This window comes from Acinetobacter sp. ANC 4178, from assembly GCF_004331175.1.
Lineage (GTDB): Bacteria > Pseudomonadota > Gammaproteobacteria > Pseudomonadales > Moraxellaceae > Acinetobacter.
The window spans coordinates 527,145-547,840 of sequence record NZ_SJOD01000002.1 but is presented as its reverse complement, the minus strand read 5'-3'; the positions used below and the strand labels follow the sequence as shown (position 1 = coordinate 547,840).

Below are 20,696 nucleotides of genomic sequence, written 5' to 3'. Positions count from 1 at the left end.
TTTGGATGTGCTGTTGATTTTTATAGATATAAAAAAGCCCTGAACTAATCAGGGCTTTTCATTTCACGGATTTTAAAACGTCGGTTTCACCACGACTAAAATCACCACAGCAAATAAAATCAAAGTCGGCATTTCATTAAAAAAGCGCCAGAACTTGTGGGATTTATAATGTGCATTGCCAATAAGCTTTTTACGGTAATAACCGCAGACAAAATGGTAAATCACCAATAGACCAACTAAGCCGACTTTCAGGTAAAACCACAATGCTTCATGGTAATGACGTGTCGCATCGCCCCAATCCACCAAAAAATGTGCCGTAATAAGCGTAGCAATCATCGCGGGCCACATAATGCCGCGGTACAACTTGCGTTCCATCACTTCAAAACGCTGATGACTGACTGCATCATCGCTCATGGCGTGATAGACATATAAACGAGGGAGGTAGAAGAGCGCAGCGAACCAACAAACGACTGCAATGATATGTAATGCTTTTACCCAAAGGAAAGCATCAGAAGGAGCATCCATCAATTCACCCTTTTAAGGGCAGTGTGGAAAGTTGATCATTCACTGCATCAGCAATGAATGATCAAGATTTCTTAAATTAACTTTCCCATTTTTTGAAAATGAGACAAGCATTTACACCGCCAAAACCGAAACTGTTACTCATCACAGTATTCAATTTTGCGTCACGTTTTTCAAGCACGATATCAAATGGTTTTGCGCCTTCATCCAGTTCAGTCACGTTGATGTTTGGTGCAATAAAGTCATTTTGCATCATCAATACAGAATAAATTGCTTCTTGTACGCCAGCAGCACCTAAGCTGTGACCAGTCATTGACTTGGTTGAGCTGAGAGGAGGGACTTGACCTTCACCAAATGCGCGTTCCATTGCCAACAATTCAGTCACATCACCCGCAGGTGTCGACGTACCATGCGTATTCACATAGTCAATCTTGTCTACGCCATGCTGTTTCGCTTCTTCAAGTGCCATGAGTACGCAACGTGTTGCACCTTCACCTGATGGAGCAACCATGTCTGCACCGTCACTGTTTGCAGCATAGCCCACCACTTCAGCTAAAATGTTGGCACCACGTGCTTGAGCGTGTTCAAGTGATTCAAGCACCACGAAACCGCCACCACCTGCAATCACAAAACCATCACGGTCTGCTGAATATGGGCGTGAAGCTGTTTCAGGTGTGTCGTTATATTTTGAGCACAGTGCGCCCATCGCATCAAACAATAAACTTTGTGACCAGTGATCTTCTTCACCACCACCAGCAAGCATTAAGTCTTGTTTACCCAATTGAATTAGGTTGTAGGCATAACCAATTGCATCAGCAGACGTTGCGCATGCGCTAGTAATCGTGTGTGCAACACCTTGCATTTTAAAAGCAACACCGACGTTCGCAGTGATGGTGTTCGACATGTTACGTGGTACGAAGAAAGGACCAACTTTACGCGCACCTTTGGTGTCGAGCAATTCTTTCATTTCAATCACAGAAGCAGTTGAACCACCACCAGAACCACCTGCAATACCGTAGCGCGGATTGCCACCAATTTGCTCAGCAGTTAGACCTGCATTTTCTACCGCAGCAACTGCGGCGTTATATGCATACATTGCACATACGCCCATAAAACGTTTTAATTTACGGTCAATGTGATCGAAATCTTGCTCTGCTGCTGCGCTGATGTGACTTTTGAAATTAAGTTCAGCATAAATTGGGTTAAAACGTGTTCCAGAAATCCCGTTTTGCAATGAATGAGTGACAGCTTCTAAAGTGTTACCGATACATGAGTTGATGCCCATACCCGTAATTACAACACGTTTCATCTAAAGATCCCTTATATGGTGATATTTTGCATGACTGTATGCAGTCAGGGGAGAGCCTTTATGCTACAAGTCTTCATATGTTTGATTTGCAATCATGATAGCAGAAAGATTTTTGAATTCTTATGGCAAATATGATGCGTATTTGGAAGAAAGGAAAAAAGTGAATTTAGGCGAAGTTCTTAACTAAAAGAAACAGTTTGATGTTGAGATAAACTTAGACTATACCTAGTATTTAGCGAGAAATGAAAGAATTGAACAAGAAGGGTCAAGAATGACAGAAGCTAATAATAAACAATCAACAGGATTCCTCTCAAATGCCTTTGGAGTGGCTAAAAAGCTCAGCCAAACTAGAATAGATGTTTTGCAACATGTTGCACCAGGCTCTGTTGCAGCTTATCCGCAAGGTGCGGGAAATTCAGCGTTTATTGAAGGGAAAGCGCATTCTAAATCAGCTTTTGAGACCAAAAAATATCAAGATGCACAGCAAATTTTACGAGAACATTTTCCGCAAGTTTCCCGACAACTTTTAGGGCGACATTATTCCAAAGTGAATAATGTGGCAAATTTAGTTGCACCACAATATACCGACAAAATTACTGACTATTTTTTTGAAAAACTGAATGCTTTTAGTTCAGATATTAGTTCTATCGATGACGTTTTAGATCAGGCTGGTGTACGTGATCTGGAAACTTTAACGCAAGATATCGATCGTTCTAAACGGATCAGTCAAGCCTTAGCAGAGCAAAATAAATGGATTGCATCTTTACAAGGCTTGCTTACAGGGGCAACGGGAACCATCGGCTCCAGTGTAGATATTCCATTGTCTTTAATTTTGTCATTGAGAACCATTTATCAGGTCGGGCGATCTTATGGCTTTGAGCTGAATAAGGATACTGAACAAGAGATAATCCAATTTATTTTCAAACAGATTGATTTAGGACTGATTGCCGAGAAGCAAGCTTTATTAATGGCAATTAAAACCGTGTCTAAAATGTTGCAAACACACGACGTTGGGCAGTTGCAATATTTATTGGGCTCCAGCAATGACATTGAAATGCTGAAAAAATGGCTGCACAATGAACAGGGCGATTATAAATGGTCTTGGATGAATAAAGTCCCGAACTATAGTTTCCTCGATAAATTGACGCCTGTGGCCAGTGCGACTTTAAGTGCGGTATATAGTTGGAAGCTTATTGAAGATGTCAATCAAAAAGCACAAGTGGTTTTTGCTCAAGCACGCCAATATATCCAGCAACATAAAGACCTCGAACTCTCGGTGGTTACTGCTTATGAGCGATCATTGGCTTTATTGTCTCAAGCCACACCAAAACTCTTTACCGAAACGGTTCAACCCAGTTTGCTTGAGGCAGAGGCCATCAATGCTGTTGCTGAGGCCACACTGGAAAATAATAAAAATATTACCAAAGTTAGCGTAAGAAAAAAAACCACACCAAAACCAAACCATGAAGCTGAGCAACAACAGCAAATTGAGCAGGGCTTAGAAAAACTGGCGGATCATTTGGTCGAACCACAGGCAGAAGTAAAGCTTCAACAGCCAGCATTAACCTTAAATAGTGATGTTATAGAGGTTATTGTAGATGGTGTTTCGGAACAAATTGAAAACCCTTTGGCAGAGCCAACAGTGGCTGCAAAGCGTCCACGGAAGGTCCCTACCAAAAGGGTTACAAAAAAGCCAATTCCGCCCAATGAAAAATAAATCCCGAAAATTGTTCAAAAAACGTCAAGAAAAGCAAGATGGTTTGCGGATAGAGCGTTCTCGAATGTTGACCATTTTTGCATCTTGACTTACAATTGCATGCCCTCAAAAAGTAGTATTTTTTGGGGCTTTTTATTAACGGGAGAATTGCCATATGGCAACAACAAATCAGTTGATCCGCAAGGGTCGTACGACTTTAGTTGAAAAATCTAAAGTTCCTGCGTTGAAGGCTTGTCCACAACGTCGTGGTGTTTGTACACGTGTTTACACGACTACACCTAAAAAACCTAACTCAGCAATGCGTAAAGTTTGCCGTGTTCGCTTAACTTCAGGTTTTGAAGTTTCTAGCTACATCGGTGGTGAAGGTCATAACTTACAAGAGCACAGTGTTGTTCTTATCCGTGGTGGTCGTGTTAAAGACTTACCAGGTGTACGTTACCATACCGTTCGTGGTTCTTTAGACTGTGCTGGTGTGAAAGATCGTAACCAGTCACGTTCTAAATACGGTACTAAACGTCCTAAGAAATAATCTTTCGAGATTAAAATCTTAGTTCATTAGAACTGCAATCCTTTATCGTCTCGCTTGTCTGATTTCTGCATTTATTTTGTGAAATTCAAGCGACGTGTAGTAAGGCCAGCGAAGGTACACGACACTTTGTACCACTGCTGGATTAACCTGAAGTGTCATATCTATAGGTAGTTTAAAATGCCAAGACGTCGCGTAGTTGCTGCTCGTGAAATCCTTCCGGATCCTAAGTTCAGTAGCCAAACAATCGCTAAATTCATGAACCACGTAATGCAAGATGGTAAAAAATCTATTGCTGAAAGTATCGTTTACGGTGCTTTAGACCGCGTTCAAGAAAAAAACAAAGTAGACCCAGTTGAATTTTTCGAGACTACTCTTGAAAAAGTTCGTCCTATGGTCGAAGTAAAAGCACGCCGTGTTGGTGGTGCTACTTATCAAGTACCTATGGAAGTGCGCCCATCCCGTCGTACTGCCTTGGCTATGCGTTGGTTAGTAGATGCTGCTGCTAAGCGTTCTGAAAAAACTATGGCTTTACGTCTTGCTGGTGAGTTGCTTGATGCAGCTGAAGGTAAAGGCGCAGCTGTTAAAAAACGTGAAGATGTGCACCGTATGGCTGAAGCCAACAAAGCCTTCTCTCACTACCGTTTCTAAGCGGATAAAACAGGCCTTAATCAGGACAATGACAATTATGTTTCACATAATTGTCATCAAATCGCTTTAAGTTGCTAAGCAGCTTAAAGCGTCCTGTTTTAACAACAAAATTTAGGAATGCTAGAAATCATGGCTCGTCAAACCCCAATTTCTCGTTACCGTAACATTGGTATCTCTGCGCACATTGACGCAGGTAAAACAACTACGACTGAACGTATTTTGTTCTACACAGGTGTATCTCACAAAATTGGTGAAGTACACGATGGTGCAGCAACAATGGACTGGATGGAACAAGAGCAAGAACGTGGTATTACCATTACTTCTGCTGCGACAACTTGTTTCTGGTCAGGTATGAGTAGCCAATTCCCACAACACCGTATCAACGTAATCGATACACCGGGACACGTAGACTTCACAATCGAAGTTGAACGTTCTATGCGTGTTCTTGACGGTGCGTGCATGGTTTACTGTGCGGTAGGTGGTGTACAACCTCAGTCTGAAACTGTATGGCGTCAGGCAAACAAATATAAAGTGCCTCGTTTAGCATTCGTGAACAAGATGGACCGTACTGGTGCAAACTTCTTCCGTGCTGTTGAGCAAGTTAAAACTCGTCTAGGTGGTAATCCTGTACCTATCGTTGTGCCAATTGGTGCAGAAGATACGTTTGCAGGTGTTGTAGACCTTATCGAAATGAAAGCGATTATCTGGGACGAAGCGTCTCAAGGTATGAAGTTCGAATATGGCGACATCCCAGCTGACCTCGTTGATACTGCTAACGAATGGCGTACTAAGATGGTTGAAGCTGCGGCTGAAGCATCTGAAGAGTTAATGGACAAGTACCTAGAAGAAGGTGATCTTTCTAAAGAAGAAATCATCGCTGGTCTTCGTGCTCGTACACTAGCATCTGAAATTCAAGTAATGCTTTGTGGTTCTGCATTCAAGAACAAAGGTGTTCAACGTATGTTGGATGCAGTAATTCAATTCTTACCTTCTCCTACAGAAGTTAAAGCGATTGAAGGTGTTCTTGACGATAAAGCTGAAACTAAAGCATCTCGTGAAGCATCTGACGAAGCACCGTTCTCTGCGTTAGCGTTCAAAATCATGAACGACAAATTCGTAGGTAACTTAACATTCGTACGTGTTTACTCTGGTGTTCTTAAACAAGGTGACCCAGTTTATAACCCAGTGAAGTCTAAGCGTGAGCGTATTGGTCGTATCGTGCAAATGCATGCGAACGAACGTCAAGATCTTGATGAAATCCGTGCAGGTGATATCGCAGCGTGCGTAGGTCTTAAAGACGTTACAACGGGTGATACATTATGTGATGAGAAAAACATCATTACACTTGAGCGTATGGAATTCCCAGAGCCAGTAATTTCATTGGCTGTTGAACCAAAAACTAAAGCTGACCAAGAAAAAATGTCAATTGCTTTAGGTCGTTTGGCAAAAGAAGATCCATCATTCCGCGTTCGTACAGATGAAGAATCTGGTCAAACAATTATTGCTGGTATGGGTGAGCTTCACCTTGACATCATCGTTGACCGTATGAAGCGTGAATTCGGTGTTGAAGCGAACATTGGTAAACCAATGGTTGCTTACCGCGAAACAATCAAAAAGACTGTTGAGCAAGAAGGTAAGTTCGTTCGTCAAACTGGTGGTAAAGGTAAATTCGGTCATGTATATGTTCGTTTAGAGCCTATGGATGTTGAAGAAGCTGGTAAAGAATACCAATTCGCTGAAGAAGTTGTAGGTGGTACTGTACCTAAAGAATTCTTCGGTGCAGTTGATAAAGGTATTCAAGAACGTATGAAGAATGGTGTATTGGCTGGTTACCCTGTTGTGGGTATCAAAGCGACATTATTCGACGGTTCTTACCACGATGTCGACTCTGACGAATTATCGTTCAAAATGGCGGGTTCTTACGCATTCCGTGATGGTTTCATGAAAGCAGATCCTATCTTGCTTGAACCAATCATGAAAGTTGAAGTAGAAACTCCAGAAGACTACATGGGCGATATCATGGGTGACTTAAACCGTCGTCGTGGTATGGTTCAAGGTATGGACGATCTTCCTGGTGGAACGAAAGCAATTAAAGCTGAAGTACCACTTGCTGAGATGTTTGGTTACGCGACTCAAATGCGTTCTATGTCTCAAGGTCGTGCGACATATTCTATGGAATTTGCTAAATATGCTGAAACTCCACGTAACGTGGCGGAAGGCATTATTTCTAAATTCCAGTCTGGCGGTAAAAAAGGTGACGACGAGTAATCTTTCGATTACTATAAGCCCAAACTAATTTTTTAGTTAATAACCAGTTGCTCATGCAGCGATCCTGCATGAGTAGTTTAAAAAGGAAAATCAAATGGCTAAGGCTAAGTTTGAACGTAATAAGCCACACGTGAACGTGGGCACAATCGGTCACGTTGACCATGGTAAAACTACTTTAACTGCTGCGATTGCAACTATTTGTGCAAAAACTTACGGCGGTGAAGCGAAAGATTACTCACAAATCGACTCTGCTCCTGAAGAAAAAGCACGTGGTATTACAATTAATACTTCACACGTAGAATACGATTCTCCAATCCGTCACTACGCGCACGTAGACTGCCCGGGCCACGCCGATTATGTTAAAAACATGATTACTGGTGCTGCTCAGATGGACGGCGCGATCCTTGTGTGTGCTGCGACTGATGGTCCAATGCCACAAACTCGTGAACACATCCTTCTTTCACGTCAGGTTGGTGTACCTTACATCATCGTATTCTTAAACAAATGCGACCTTGTTGATGACGAAGAATTACTTGAATTAGTAGAAATGGAAGTTCGTGAACTTCTTTCTACTTATGACTTCCCAGGTGATGACACTCCAGTTATCCGTGGTTCTGCTCTTGCTGCGCTTAATGGTGATGCTGGTCAGTACGGTGAGTCTTCAGTTCTTGCTCTTGTTGAAGCGCTTGACTCTTACATTCCAGAACCAGAACGTGCTATCGATAAAGCATTCTTAATGCCAATCGAAGACGTATTCTCTATTTCTGGCCGTGGTACAGTAGTAACTGGTCGTGTAGAAGCTGGTATTGTGAAAGTAGGCGAATCAGTTGAAATCGTTGGTATCCGTGATACTCAAACAACTACAGTTACTGGCGTTGAAATGTTCCGTAAACTTCTTGACGAAGGTCGTGCGGGCGAGAACTGTGGTGTTCTTCTTCGTGGTACTAAGCGTGAAGACGTACAACGTGGTCAAGTACTTGCTAAACCAGGTACAATCAAGCCGCACACTAAATTCGACGCAGAAGTATACGTACTTTCTAAAGAAGAGGGTGGTCGTCATACTCCATTCCTTAACGGTTACCGTCCACAATTCTATTTCCGTACGACTGACGTAACTGGCGCAATCCAATTACAAGACGGCGTTGAAATGGTAATGCCAGGTGACAACGTTGAAATGTCAGTAGAATTAATCCACCCAATCGCAATGGACCCAGGTCTACGTTTTGCGATCCGTGAAGGTGGTCGTACAGTTGGTGCTGGTGTTGTTGCGAAAGTAACTGCATAATAGGTACACAAGTTTTAAGTCGAGAATTTCGATTCTCGACTTACACTGCAGGCTAGTAGTTCAATTGGTAGAGCGTCGGTCTCCAAAACCGAATGTTGGGGGTTCGAGTCCCTCCTGGCCTGCCACTTTTTTCGCAAAAGAGCTTGATGCTGGCTAAACTAGTCATATAATAAATCGCGAATTCTACGACGAGTAAAAAAATGTCGAATGATAAATCGCGTGACGCATTAAGCGACGCGCCAATCCCTCAAAGAAATAATTCTGCTGAAGTTGTTAGTTCTGGCTCACCATTAGATGTTGTGCTATGGATTATTGCATTAATTTTAATTATTGGTGCAACCATGGTGAATCAGCATTTGCCAGCATATTGGGCACCAGCAAATAATATTTGGGTGCGTGTTGGTGTAATTTTGTCTTGTATCATTGTGGCTTTAGGTTTATTATACGCCACCCATCAAGGCAAAGGCTTTGTTCGTTTGCTAAAAGATGCGCGCATTGAATTGCGTCGTGTCACATGGCCAACCAAGCAAGAGACGGTGACCACATCGTGGCAGGTTCTTGCTGTAGTCGTTGTAGCATCCATTTTATTGTGGTGTTTTGACTATATTTTGGGCTGGTTTATGAAGTTTATTATCGGGTAAGAGAGCTATGAAACGTTGGTACATTATTCATGCCTACTCAGGCTATGAAAAACAGGTGATGCGTTCACTTAATGATCGAATCCAGCGTAGCGCTGTAGCCGATAGCTTTGGTGAAGTTCTTGTTCCTACCGAAGAAGTGGTAGAAATGAAGGATGGTAAGAAACGTAAGTCTGAGCGTAAATTCTTTCCTGGCTATGTGTTAGTTGAAATGGAAATGAATGATGAGACTTGGCACATTGTTAAAGAATGTCCTAAAGTTTTAGGTTTTATTGGTGGTACGGCGGAAAAACCTGCACCAATTACGCAAAAAGAAGCAGACGCGATTCTTGCGCGTGTACGTAATACTGGTGAAGCACCTCGTCCTAAGACGATGTTTGAGCCAGGTGAAGAATTACTCGTAATTGACGGTCCATTCACCGATTTTAAAGGCGTGGTGGAAGAAGTTCTATACGAGAAGTCACGTTTAACGTTGACGATTAATGTATTTAATCGACCAACGCAAGTTGAATTGGAATTTCGCCAAGTCGAAAAAACAATTTAATCTGGATTGGTTAAAAACGCCCGATTTATTTAATCGGGCATTGTTGTTGTAGTGGTTATCACTGCATGAAATATTGGGGAGCTGTCAAAGGCGTTTGTACCCAGAGGTAATTTGAAATGGCTAAGAAGATTGACGGCTATATCAAGCTGCAAGTTCCAGCTGGTAAAGCGAATCCATCTCCACCGATTGGTCCTGCATTGGGTCAACGTGGTGTTAACATCATGGCATTCTGTAAAGAATTCAATGCTGCGACACAAAAACTTGAAGTTGGTTTACCAATTCCAGTCGTGATCACTGTGTACAACGACAAGTCGTTCACATTCATCATGAAAACTCCACCTGCATCTATTCTTCTTAAGAAAGCTGCTGGTATTCAAAAGGGTTCATCTGTACCTAACAAAACTAAAGTTGGTAAGTTGACTCGTGCTCAATTAGAAGAAATTGCGACTACTAAAGAACCAGATTTAACTGGTGCTGATTTAGACGCACGTGTTCGTACCATTGCTGGTTCTGCACGTTCTATGGGCTTGGAAGTGGAGCTATAAGACATGGCAAAGTTAACTAAACGTCAAAAAGCCATTGCTGCTGCTATTGAAGCAAACAAAGTTTACACTTTGGAAGAAGCTGTAGCAGTTCTTGCTGGTCTTCCTGCTGCGAAATTCAAAGAATCTTTGGATGTTGCGGTAAACCTAGGTGTTGACCCTCGTAAATCTGACCAAGTTGTTCGTGGTGCGACTACACTTCCTGCAGGTACTGGTAAAACTGTACGTGTAGCTGTGTTTGCTCAAGGCGCTGCTGCTGAAGCTGCTAAAGCTGAAGGCGCTGACATCGTTGGTTTTGATGACTTGGCTGAAAGCATTCAACAAGGTAACCTTGACTTTGACGTAGTAATTGCTGCTCCAGATGCAATGCGCGTTGTAGGTAAGTTAGGTACAATCCTTGGTCCACGTGGTTTGATGCCAAACCCGAAAGTGGGTACTGTAACTCCAGACGTTGCTGGTGCAGTTAAAAATGCGAAAGCTGGTCAAGCACGCTACCGTGTTGACAAAGCGGGTATTATCCATGCTGCGATCGGTCAAGTAGATTTCTCTGCTGAAGCTGTCCGCCAAAACGTTGAAACTTTGATTGCAGACTTGAAAAAGTTAAAGCCTGCAACTTCTAAAGGCGTATACATCAAAAAGATCACTTTGAGCTCTACTATGGGTCCTGGTCTTGTTGTTGATGTAAACAACGTTTCTAACTAAGTTTTTACTTAGACAGAATTTTAAAGCCCTGAGTAATATTTGAAGCATTGCTTCAAATATTACACAAGAAAAACCAGTTTTGGTGTTCTTGTGAACTTAGGCAAACTTTGAATTGATAAATGTATATTTATCAGCGTCAAAGACCTCAGGCGAGGGGAGTTTTATGCTTTTCTCTTAATAGTCCAGTCTGAGTAGACGCGGTGGTGTGATTTATTTCCTCCTCCGCGTGTAAGTCTGAAAGGGCTTACGAATTGGGGTGTGCCTGTATGGGTGCATAAATCACCGTTAGGAGGTTTTACAATGGCTCTTCTTATCGAAGACAAAAAACAGATTGTTGCTGAAGTAAGCGAAGTTGCTGCTAAAGCGTTTTCTGTTGTTGTGGCTAACTATCAAGGTTCAAGCGTAGAGCAATTAACACAACTTCGTGTTGAAGCTCGTAAGTTGGGTGTTACTACACGTATCGTGCGTAATACTTTAGCTAAACGCGCTCTTCAAGATACTCAATTTGATATCTTGAACGACGACCTTGTTGGCCCAACCATTCTCGGTTTCTCAACTTCTGAAGATGACATGGGTGCAGCTGCACGCTTGTTCGAAGAATTTGCAAAAACTAATAAAGCATTTGAACTTAAAGCTGCTGCCTTTGATGGCAAAGTTTATCAAGGTGCTGAAGTTAGCGTTATCGCAAACCTTCCGAACCAAGAAAAAGCGCTTACTATGCTTGCGTCTGTTCTTCAAGCTCCTATTTCGAAATTGGGTCGCTTACTTACAGCGCTTCAAGAGAAAAACGAGTCAGAAGCGGCTTAATCCTATTTCCACACCATTCAATATCCATTTGGAGTTATTCTCATGGCTTTAACAAACGAAGAAATCTTAAACGCAGTTGCTGAAAAAACTGTTCTTGAACTTGTTGAACTTATTTCTGCTTTCGAAGAAAAATTCAACGTGTCTGCTGCTGCTGTAGCTGTAGCTGCAGGTCCTGCTGCTGCTGCTGTTGAAGAACAAACTGAATTCAACGTAGAGTTGACTTCTTTCGGTGCTAACAAAGTTGCTGTAATTAAAGCAGTTCGTGAAGCTACTGGCCTTGGTCTTAAAGAAGCTAAAGATATGGTTGAAGGCGCTCCTGCTGTTCTTAAAGAAGGCGTGTCTAAAGAAGAAGGCGAAGAACTTAAGAAGAAACTTGAAGAAGCTGGTGCTACAGTTACTCTTAAGTAATCTTAAGAGGAGTCGATTTTTTATAATCGGCTCCACAAAATGGCTGATGGCTCTTGGGTCATCAGCCTTTTTGCGTTACAATAATCGGCTCGACTTTAATTTGATTGATTTAAAAATCATCGAATTTAAACAATAAAGACAAATTTTAAACGCTTACCAATATTTTTCCATTCAAAAAATATTGTTAAGCGTTTTAATACCACTAAAAATTGCAGCATTTGTAAACAGTGGTGGCCATATCGGCCTGCGTAATTCCTTCTAAACCCGTTCTGCAGGCGGGTTTAGTTTACTTTCCGAGGACTCCAGATGGCATACTCATATACCGAAAAGAAACGGATCCGTAAGAATTTTGGTAAATTGCCTAGTGTTATGGATGCTCCGTACTTGCTCGCGATTCAAGTCGACTCGTACAGAACGTTCTTGCAAGATGGCAAATCACCAAAAAACCGCGAAGATATCGGTCTCCAAGCCGCATTTCGTTCAGTTTTTCCTATAGAAAGTTATTCTGGCAATGCTGCTCTAGAATTTGTTGAGTATAGCCTTGGTAAGCCAGAGTTTGACGTGCGTGAATGTATTTTACGTGGTTCAACTTATGCGGCGCCAATGCGTGTAAAAATTCGTTTGATCATTAAAGATCGTGAAACGAAATCAATCAAAGACGTGCGTGAGCAAGAAGTGTACATGGGTGAAATGCCACTCATGACGGATAACGGGACATTCGTTATTAATGGTACTGAGCGTGTAATCGTATCTCAGTTACACCGTTCCCCTGGCGTGTTCTTTGATCATGATAAAGGTAAAACTCATTCTAGCGGTAAAGTGCTTTATTCAGCACGTATTATTCCTTACCGTGGTTCATGGTTAGACTTTGAGTTTGATGCGAAAGATTTAGTCTATGTACGTATTGACCGTCGTCGTAAATTGCTTGCGACTGTGGTGCTTCGTGCATTGGATTATAGCAACGAACAAATTCTAGACTTGTTCTACGAGAAAGTACCTGTCTATTTAGATATGGGTAGCTACCAAATTGACCTTGTTCCAGAACGTCTGCGTGGCGAAATGGCACAATTCGACATTACCGATAATGAAGGTAAAGTGATTGTTGAGCAAGGTAAACGTATTAACGCACGTCATGTACGTCAAATGGAAGCTTCAGGCTTAACTAAGCTGTCTGTTCCAGATGAATACTTGTATGAGCGTATCACTGCTGAAGATATCACTTTACGTGATGGCGAAGTCATTGCTGCGAACACCTTATTAAGCCATGAAATCATGGTGAAATTGGCTGAAGGCGGCGTGAAACAGTTCAATATTCTGTTCACGAATGACATCGACCGTGGTTCATTCATTGCGGATTCTTTGCGTGCAGATACAACAACGGGTCGTGAAGAAGCGCTTGTTGAAATCTACAAAGTTATGCGTCCAGGTGAGCCACCAACGAAAGAAGCAGCTGAAAATCTATTCAATAACTTGTTCTTCTCTTCTGAGCGTTATGATTTATCGCCAGTAGGTCGTATGAAGTTCAACCGTCGTTTGGGTCGTCCTTACGAAGTGGGAACTGACCAGAAGTCACGTGAAGTTGAAGGTATTCTTTCGAACAGCGATATCACTGATGTATTAAAAACATTGGTTGAAATTCGTAACGGTAAAGGCGAAGTGGATGATATTGACCACTTGGGTAACCGTCGTGTTCGTTCTGTTGGTGAAATGACAGAAAACCAATTCCGTGTTGGTTTGGTTCGTGTTGAACGTGCTGTAAAAGAACGTTTAAGCCAAGCAGAAGCAGACAACTTGTCTCCGCAAGATTTAATCAATGCGAAACCAGTTGCGGCAGCAATCAAAGAATTCTTTGGTTCAAGCCAATTGTCTCAGTTCATGGATCAAAACAACCCATTGTCTGAGATTACACACAAACGTCGTGTATCTGCACTTGGTCCTGGTGGTTTGACACGTGAACGTGCGGGCTTTGAAGTACGTGACGTACATCAAACTCACTATGGTCGTGTATGTCCGATTGAAACGCCTGAAGGTCCAAACATTGGTTTGATCAACTCGCTATCTGTTTATGCAAAATGTAATAACTTCGGTTTCTTGGAAACTCCATACCGTAAAGTTGTTGATGGTCGCGTAACGGATGAAGTTGAATACTTATCTGCGATTGAAGAAGTAGGCACCGTCATTGCACAAGCCGACTCTGCAGTTGATGCAGACAATCACTTGACTGAAGAATTTGTTTCTGTACGTCACCAAGGTGATTTCGTGCGTATGCCGCCTGAAAAAGTGACGCATATGGATGTATCTGCTCAGCAGGTTGTATCTGTTGCAGCGTCATTGATTCCGTTCCTTGAACACGATGATGCGAACCGTGCATTAATGGGTTCGAACATGCAACGTCAGGCTGTTCCAACATTATTGGCGGATAAACCGCTTGTTGGTACAGGGATGGAAGCAAACGTAGCGCGTGATTCTGGTGTGTGTGTTATCGCAAACCGTGGTGGTGCGATTGAATACGTTGATGCTTCTCGTATCGTGATTCGTGTAAACGAAGAAGAGATGATCGCGGGTGAAGCGGGTGTAGATATCTACAACCTGATCAAATATACACGTTCTAACCAAAATACATGTATCAACCAAAACGTTGTTGTTCGCATGGGTGACAAAGTTGCTCGTGGTGATGTATTGGCTGACGGTCCATCGACTGATGGTGGTGAACTTGCGCTAGGTCAAAACATGCGCGTCGCGTTCATGACCTGGAACGGTTATAACTATGAAGACTCGATCTTGCTTTCTGAGCGTGTCCTTCAAGAAGATCGTTTAACCTCGATTCATATCCAAGAATTATCGTGTGTTGCACGTGATACCAAATTGGGTGCTGAAGAAATTACTGCGGATATCCCGAACGTGGGTGAAGCTGCACTATCTAAGCTCGATGAATCAGGTATCGTATATATCGGTGCTGAAGTTGCTGCGGGTGACATCCTTGTAGGTAAAGTAACGCCTAAAGGTGAAACGCAATTAACCCCAGAAGAAAAACTGCTTCGTGCAATTTTTGGTGAAAAAGCGGCTGACGTTAAAGACTCTTCTTTACGTGTTCCATCTGGTACCAAAGGTACAGTGATTGACGTTCAAGTGTTTACACGTGACGGTCTTGAAAAAGACGAACGTGCGCAAGCAATTGAAAAGGCGCAATTAGATGCTTACCGTAAAGACTTGAAAGAAGAATACAAAATCTTCGAAGAAGCAGCTCGTGAACGTATTGTTCGCTTGTTAAGCAATCAAGAGTCGAATGGCGGTGGCGGTACTAAGCGTGGCGACAAACTGTCTGAAGATATGTTGTCTGGTTTAGAGCTGGTTGATTTACTTGAAATCCAACCAAGCGATGAAGCGATTGCTGAACGTTTAACCCAAATTCAAGTGTTCTTGAAAGAGAAAAGCTTCGAAATTGACGAGAAATTTGCTGAGAAAAAACGCAAACTTTCTACAGGTGATGAACTTACAACTGGCGTATTGAAAGTTGTGAAGGTTTACCTTGCGGTTAAACGTCGTATCCAGCCGGGTGATAAGATGGCGGGTCGTCATGGTAACAAGGGTGTTGTGTCTAACATCTTACCAGTTGAAGACATGCCGCATGATGCCAATGGTGTACCAGTCGATATCGTATTGAACCCATTGGGTGTACCGTCACGTATGAACGTGGGTCAGATTCTTGAAACTCACTTGGGTATGGCTGCGAAAGGTTTGGGTGAGCAAATTGATAAGATGCTCAAACAACAGCGTGAAATTGCAGAGCTACGTGTTTTCCTTGACAAGATCTACAACAAAGTGGGCGGTCAGCAAGAAGATTTAGACAGCTTAACTGATGATGAAATCTTGGTATTGGCAGGTAATTTACGTGCTGGTGTACCTTTAGCAACACCTGTATTTGATGGTGCTGAAGAAAGCCAAATCAAAGAGTTGCTAGAGCTGGCTGAAATTCCACGCTCGGGTCAAACCGTATTGTATGATGGACGTACAGGTGAACGTTTCGACCGTCCTGTTACTGTAGGTTATATGTACATGCTCAAGTTGAACCACTTGGTTGACGACAAAATGCATGCACGTTCTACAGGTTCTTACTCATTAGTAACGCAACAGCCATTGGGCGGTAAAGCTCAGTTCGGTGGTCAGCGTTTCGGTGAGATGGAGGTCTGGGCACTTGAAGCGTATGGCGCAGCTTATACACTACAAGAAATGCTTACTGTGAAATCGGATGACGTTGAAGGTCGTACTCGTATCTATAAGAACATTGTAGATGGTAACCATTATATGGATCCAGGTATGCCTGAATCGTTCAACGTATTGACCAAAGAGATCCGTTCTTTAGGTATCAACATTGAACTGAAAAATGGTGACTAAGAAATCTCCCCCGACCCCTCTTTAAGAAAGAGGGGAGAAGTCCCCCTTAGTAAAGGGGGACTTAGGGGGATTTTTTGAGATTCCCTATTCAGTGAAAAAACAATATTTGTGACCCAGTCGAGAAGTGAAAATCTCCTCGACACACGGAGAAAAAAATTGAAAGACTTGCTCGATATCATGCGCAAAAAGACGGACTCAGACGGTCATGCTCCAGTTGAGTTTGATCGCATCCGTATTGGTCTTGCGTCACCAGAAATGATTAAGTCATGGTCTCACGGTGAAGTGAAAAAGCCTGAGACAATTAACTATCGTACGTTCAAGCCAGAACGTGATGGTTTATTCTGTGCCAAAATCTTTGGTCCAGTCAAAGATTACGAATGCTTGTGTGGTAAATACAAGCGTATGAAATACAAAGGCGTCATTTGTGAAAAATGTGGCGTTGAAGTAACAACTGCGAAAGTTCGTCGTGAGCGTATGGGTCACATCGAATTGGCTTCTCCAGTTGCACACATCTGGTTCTTGAAATCATTACCAAGCCGTATCGGTTTGCTTCTTGATATGACGCTACGTGATATCGAACGTGTATTGTATTTCGAATCTTATGTAGTAACTGACCCAGGTATGACTCCATTTGAGAAATACCAACTTCTTAACGATGAAGAATACTTCAATGCGTTAGAAGAACACGGTGATGAATTCACTGCAAAAATGGGTGCGGAAGCGGTTCAAGATTTGTTGAAAGACATCGATCTTGAAGCTGAGATTTCTCGTCTTCGTGAAGAAATTCCACAAACAACTTCTGAAACGAAGTTGAAAAAAGCATCTAAACGCTTGAAATTGATGGAAGCATTCAAAGAGTCGAACAACAAACCAGAATGGATGGTGATGAACGTACTTCCAGTACTTCCACCAGATCTTCGTCCGTTGGTTCCACTTGAAGGTGGCCGTTTCGCGACTTCTGATTTGAACGATCTTTATCGTCGTGTGATTAACCGTAACAACCGTTTGAAGCGTCTTCTTGACCTTGCTGCACCAGACATCATCGTACGTAACGAAAAACGTATGTTACAAGAGTCTGTAGATGCGTTGCTTGATAACGGTCGTCGTGGTCGTGCAATTACAGGTTCGAACAAACGCCCATTGAAATCTTTGGCAGACATGATCAAAGGTAAACAAGGTCGTTTCCGTCAAAACTTACTTGGTAAGCGTGTTGACTACTCGGGTCGTTCGGTAATTACGGTAGGTCCTAACTTACGTTTGCACCAATGTGGTCTTCCGAAGAAAATGGCACTAGAATTATTCAAGCCGTTTATTTTCGCAAAATTACAAGCATCTGGCCAAGCAACCACCATTAAAGCTGCGAAGAAAATGGTTGAGCGCGAGACTCCAGAAGTTTGGGACGTTCTTGCATCGGTAATTCGTCAACATCCAGTGATGTTGAACCGTGCACCAACACTTCACCGTTTGGGTCTTCAAGCATTTGAACCGATCCTAATTGAAGGTAAGGCAATCCGTTTACATCCGCTCGTCTGTGCTGCGTTTAACGCCGACTTCGATGGTGACCAAATGGCGGTACACGTACCATTAACACTTGAAGCTCAGTTAGAAGCTCGTGCGTTAATGATGTCAACCAACAACATCTTGTCACCTGCAAACGGTGAGCCAATCATCGTACCTTCTCAGGACGTTGTCTTGGGCTTGTATTACATCACGCGTGATGCAATCAATGCCAAAGGTGAAGGCATGGTGTTTGCGGATACGCATGAAGTTAACCGTGCATTGGCGACTGGTCAGGTTGCATTACACGCTCGCGTTAAAGCACGTGTACACCAAACTGTCATTGATGAAAATGGTAACCGTGAACAGCAAACCATCGTTGTAGATACAACACCGGGTCGTTGCTTACTTTGGGAAGTTGTTCCTGAAGGTATGGATTTCCAACAAATTAACGTTGAGATGACTAAGAAAAACATCTCGAAGTTAATCAACTCTTGCTACCGTAAATTGGGTCTAAAAGATACTGTTATCTTTGCTGACCAGTTGATGTACCTTGGTTTCCGTCAAGCGACACGTTCAGGCGTATCTGTTGGTATGGAAGACATGGTTATTCCACCAACGAAGCAAGTGATTATCGATAAAGCGGAAACTGAAGTTCGTGAAATCGAACAACAGTTCGAACAAGGCTTTGTAACAGCGGGTGAGCGCTATAACAAAGTAGTCGATATTTGGGCACGTACCAATGACCAAGTTGCGAAAGCGATGATGGACAACTTGTCTTACACCACTGTGAAAAATAAACAGGGTGAAGATGAGAAGCAAAAATCATTCAACTCGATCTATATGATGTCTGACTCAGGTGCCCGTGGTTCGGCAGCTCAGATTCGTCAGTTAGCGGGTATGCGTGGTTTGATGGCAAAACCGGATGGCTCGATCATTGAAACGCCAATTAAGGCGAACTTCCGTGAAGGCTTAACGGTACTTCAGTACTTTATTTCGACGCACGGTGCACGTAAAGGTTTGGCCGATACAGCATTGAAAACGGCGAACTCTGGTTACTTAACACGTCGTCTGGTAGATGTAGCACAAGATTTAGTTATTACTGAACCTGATTGTGGTACGTTGGGCGGTCTTGTGATGACTCCGTTCATTCAAGGCGGTGACGTAATCGAGAACTTAGGTACTCGAGTATTGGGTCGTGTAGTTGCAGAAGACGTGAAGAAAGCGGGTTCTGACGACGTTATCCTGCCACGTAACACTTTAATTGACGAAAAACTTGCGAACTTCCTTGAAGAAGCGGGTGTCGATGAAGTTAAAGTTCGTTCGGTTGTAAACTGTGAATCTACATTTGGCGTGTGTGCGAAATGTTATGGTCGTGACTTGGCACGCGGTCACTTGGTGAACCCAGGTGAATCTGTAGGTGTAATGGCTGCTCAATCGATTGGTGAGCCAGGTACACAGTTAACGATGCGTACCTTCCACGTGGGTGGTGCAGCGAGCCGAACTTCTGCGGCAAACAGTGTACAAGTTCGTAACAAAGGTACTGTACGTTTCCATAATGTGAAAACTGTACAACATGCCAAAGGTCACTTGGTCTCTGTTTCACGTTCAGGTGAAATCGGTATTGCAGATGACTTAGGTCGTGAGCGTGAGCGTTATAAACTGCCATACGGTGCGTCAATCTTGTTGAAAGATGGCGAAGCTGTTGAAGCGGGTGGTATCGTAGCGACTTGGGATCCACATACACATCCACTCGTTACAGAAGTTGCAGGTAAAATCCGTTTCAGCCAAATCGCTGACGGTGTAACAGCAACATCTAAGACGGATGATGCAACAGGTATGACGACGGTTGAAATCTTGCCTGTTACAGCACGTCCTGCGTCTGGTAAAGATTTACGTCCTGCGGTTGTTCTTGATACGACTGATGGTGGTGAGCAGTTCTACTTCCTACCACAAAACACCATTCTTTCTGTCCGTGATGGCGAAACAATTGGTGTGGGTGATGTAATTGGTCGTGTACCTCAAGAAACTTCACGTACGCGTGATATTACCGGTGGTCTACCGCGTGTAGCTGACTTGTTCGAAGCACGTAAACCGAAAGAACATGCAATTCTTGCTGAAATTTCAGGTGTTGTAAGCTTTGGTAAAGAGACTAAAGGTAAGAACCGTTTAGTGATTACACCAGATGATGGTTCTGAGATCTACGAAGAACTGATTCCAAAATGGCGTACCATGAACGTGTTCGAAGGTGAACATGTGAACCGTGGTGAGACTGTTTCTGACGGTCCACAAAACCCACATGACATCTTACGCTTGAAAGGCGAAGTTGCGTTGACCAACTACATCGTGAACGAAGTTCAAGACGTTTACCGTCTGCAAGGTGTAAAAATCAACGACAAGCACATTGAAGTCATCGTACGTCAAATGTTGCGTAAAGTTGATATCACTGATGGTGGTGATACGAGCTTCATCAAAGGCGAACAAGTGGATTACATCCGTGTTATGGGTGAAAACCAAGCTGTGCTTGCACAGAATAAGTTCCCAGCGAAGTTTGAACGCCAGTTGATGGGTATTACCAAAGCATCGCTTTCTACTGACTCGTTCATCTCTGCTGCATCGTTCCAGGAAACAACACGTGTGTTAACTGAAGCGGCTGTAACAGGTAAAGAAGATGATTTACGTGGTTTGAAAGAGAACGTTGTTGTGGGGCGTTTGATCCCTGCAGGTACAGGTTTGGCGTATCACTTAGAGCGTCGTCGTCAAGAAGCAGAAGCTGCAGAGATTGAGCTTCACAATGATTTCTCTGACGTAGACCAAGCGCTTAGCCAAGCATTTAACGATGAGTTTAACGGTCTGTAATTAGTCCTTAAGCTCTCATAAAAAGC

The 20,696-nt window shown here is 42.9% G+C and carries 15 protein-coding genes and 1 tRNA gene; 14 read left to right on the top strand and 2 right to left on the bottom strand.

The features are described from left to right. Positions 1–72: 72 nt before the first annotated feature. Entirely contained in the window at positions 73–525 is a 453-nt protein-coding gene (gene hemJ, locus E0H87_RS06880; RefSeq protein ID WP_016167285.1) for a protoporphyrinogen oxidase HemJ, read from the bottom strand. Between the two features lie 76 nt (positions 526–601). Next, positions 602–1,831, bottom strand: a complete 1,230-nt coding sequence (locus E0H87_RS06875) for a beta-ketoacyl synthase N-terminal-like domain-containing protein (protein ID WP_131322899.1) — start codon at positions 1,829–1,831, stop codon at positions 602–604. Between the two features lie 271 nt (positions 1,832–2,102). Here E0H87_RS06875 and E0H87_RS06870 point away from each other — a divergent pair, with 271 nt between their 5' ends. The 14 genes from E0H87_RS06870 to rpoC all read left to right on the top strand — a co-directional run bounded on the left by E0H87_RS06870 (position 2,103) and on the right by rpoC (position 20,670). After that, positions 2,103–3,548: an EcsC family protein gene (locus E0H87_RS06870; protein ID WP_131322898.1), complete on the top strand. Its 1,446-nt coding sequence runs from the start codon at positions 2,103–2,105 to the stop codon at positions 3,546–3,548. Positions 3,549–3,702: 154 nt separating this feature from the next. Further along, positions 3,703–4,077 (top strand): 30S ribosomal protein S12, encoded by a 375-nt coding sequence (rpsL, locus tag E0H87_RS06865; RefSeq protein ID WP_002050319.1) that lies wholly within the window; start codon positions 3,703–3,705, stop codon positions 4,075–4,077. A gap of 177 nt (positions 4,078–4,254) precedes the next feature. Then, positions 4,255–4,725 (top strand): 30S ribosomal protein S7, encoded by a 471-nt coding sequence (gene rpsG / locus E0H87_RS06860; protein WP_016167282.1) that lies wholly within the window; start codon positions 4,255–4,257, stop codon positions 4,723–4,725. Positions 4,726–4,854: 129 nt separating this feature from the next. After that, entirely contained in the window at positions 4,855–6,993 is a 2,139-nt protein-coding gene (fusA, locus tag E0H87_RS06855; protein WP_131322897.1) for an elongation factor G, read from the top strand. A 94-nt stretch (positions 6,994–7,087) separates the two neighbouring features. Further along, on the top strand, positions 7,088–8,278 hold the full coding sequence (gene tuf, locus E0H87_RS06850) for an elongation factor Tu (protein ID WP_131262925.1): 1,191 nt from the start codon (positions 7,088–7,090) through the stop codon (positions 8,276–8,278). Positions 8,279–8,327: 49 nt separating this feature from the next. After that, positions 8,328–8,403: transfer RNA gene (locus E0H87_RS06845), tRNA-Trp, on the top strand. Positions 8,404–8,478: 75 nt separating this feature from the next. Beyond that, positions 8,479–8,919, top strand: coding sequence for a preprotein translocase subunit SecE (gene secE / locus E0H87_RS06840; RefSeq protein ID WP_131322896.1), 441 nt, complete (start codon positions 8,479–8,481; stop codon positions 8,917–8,919). A gap of 7 nt (positions 8,920–8,926) precedes the next feature. After that, positions 8,927–9,460: a transcription termination/antitermination protein NusG gene (gene nusG, locus E0H87_RS06835; RefSeq protein WP_116758815.1), complete on the top strand. Its 534-nt coding sequence runs from the start codon at positions 8,927–8,929 to the stop codon at positions 9,458–9,460. Positions 9,461–9,576: 116 nt separating this feature from the next. After that, positions 9,577–10,005: a 50S ribosomal protein L11 gene (gene rplK / locus E0H87_RS06830; RefSeq protein WP_004637639.1), complete on the top strand. Its 429-nt coding sequence runs from the start codon at positions 9,577–9,579 to the stop codon at positions 10,003–10,005. Positions 10,006–10,008: 3 nt separating this feature from the next. Then, positions 10,009–10,704: a 50S ribosomal protein L1 gene (rplA, locus tag E0H87_RS06825; protein ID WP_100242784.1), complete on the top strand. Its 696-nt coding sequence runs from the start codon at positions 10,009–10,011 to the stop codon at positions 10,702–10,704. Between the two features lie 300 nt (positions 10,705–11,004). Beyond that, complete coding sequence (gene rplJ, locus E0H87_RS06820; RefSeq protein WP_131322895.1) at positions 11,005–11,511, top strand: 50S ribosomal protein L10; 507 nt, start codon at positions 11,005–11,007, stop codon at positions 11,509–11,511. 42 nt (positions 11,512–11,553) lie between these two features. Then, positions 11,554–11,919 carry a 50S ribosomal protein L7/L12 gene (gene rplL / locus E0H87_RS06815; protein WP_131322894.1) on the top strand — a complete coding sequence of 122 codons (366 nt, stop codon included), beginning with the start codon at positions 11,554–11,556 and terminating at the stop codon, positions 11,917–11,919. A gap of 306 nt (positions 11,920–12,225) precedes the next feature. After that, positions 12,226–16,314 carry a DNA-directed RNA polymerase subunit beta gene (gene rpoB, locus E0H87_RS06810; RefSeq protein ID WP_131322893.1) on the top strand — a complete coding sequence of 1,363 codons (4,089 nt, stop codon included), beginning with the start codon at positions 12,226–12,228 and terminating at the stop codon, positions 16,312–16,314. Between the two features lie 156 nt (positions 16,315–16,470). Beyond that, positions 16,471–20,670, top strand: coding sequence for a DNA-directed RNA polymerase subunit beta' (gene rpoC / locus E0H87_RS06805; protein ID WP_131322892.1), 4,200 nt, complete (start codon positions 16,471–16,473; stop codon positions 20,668–20,670). Positions 20,671–20,696 lie beyond the last annotated feature (26 nt).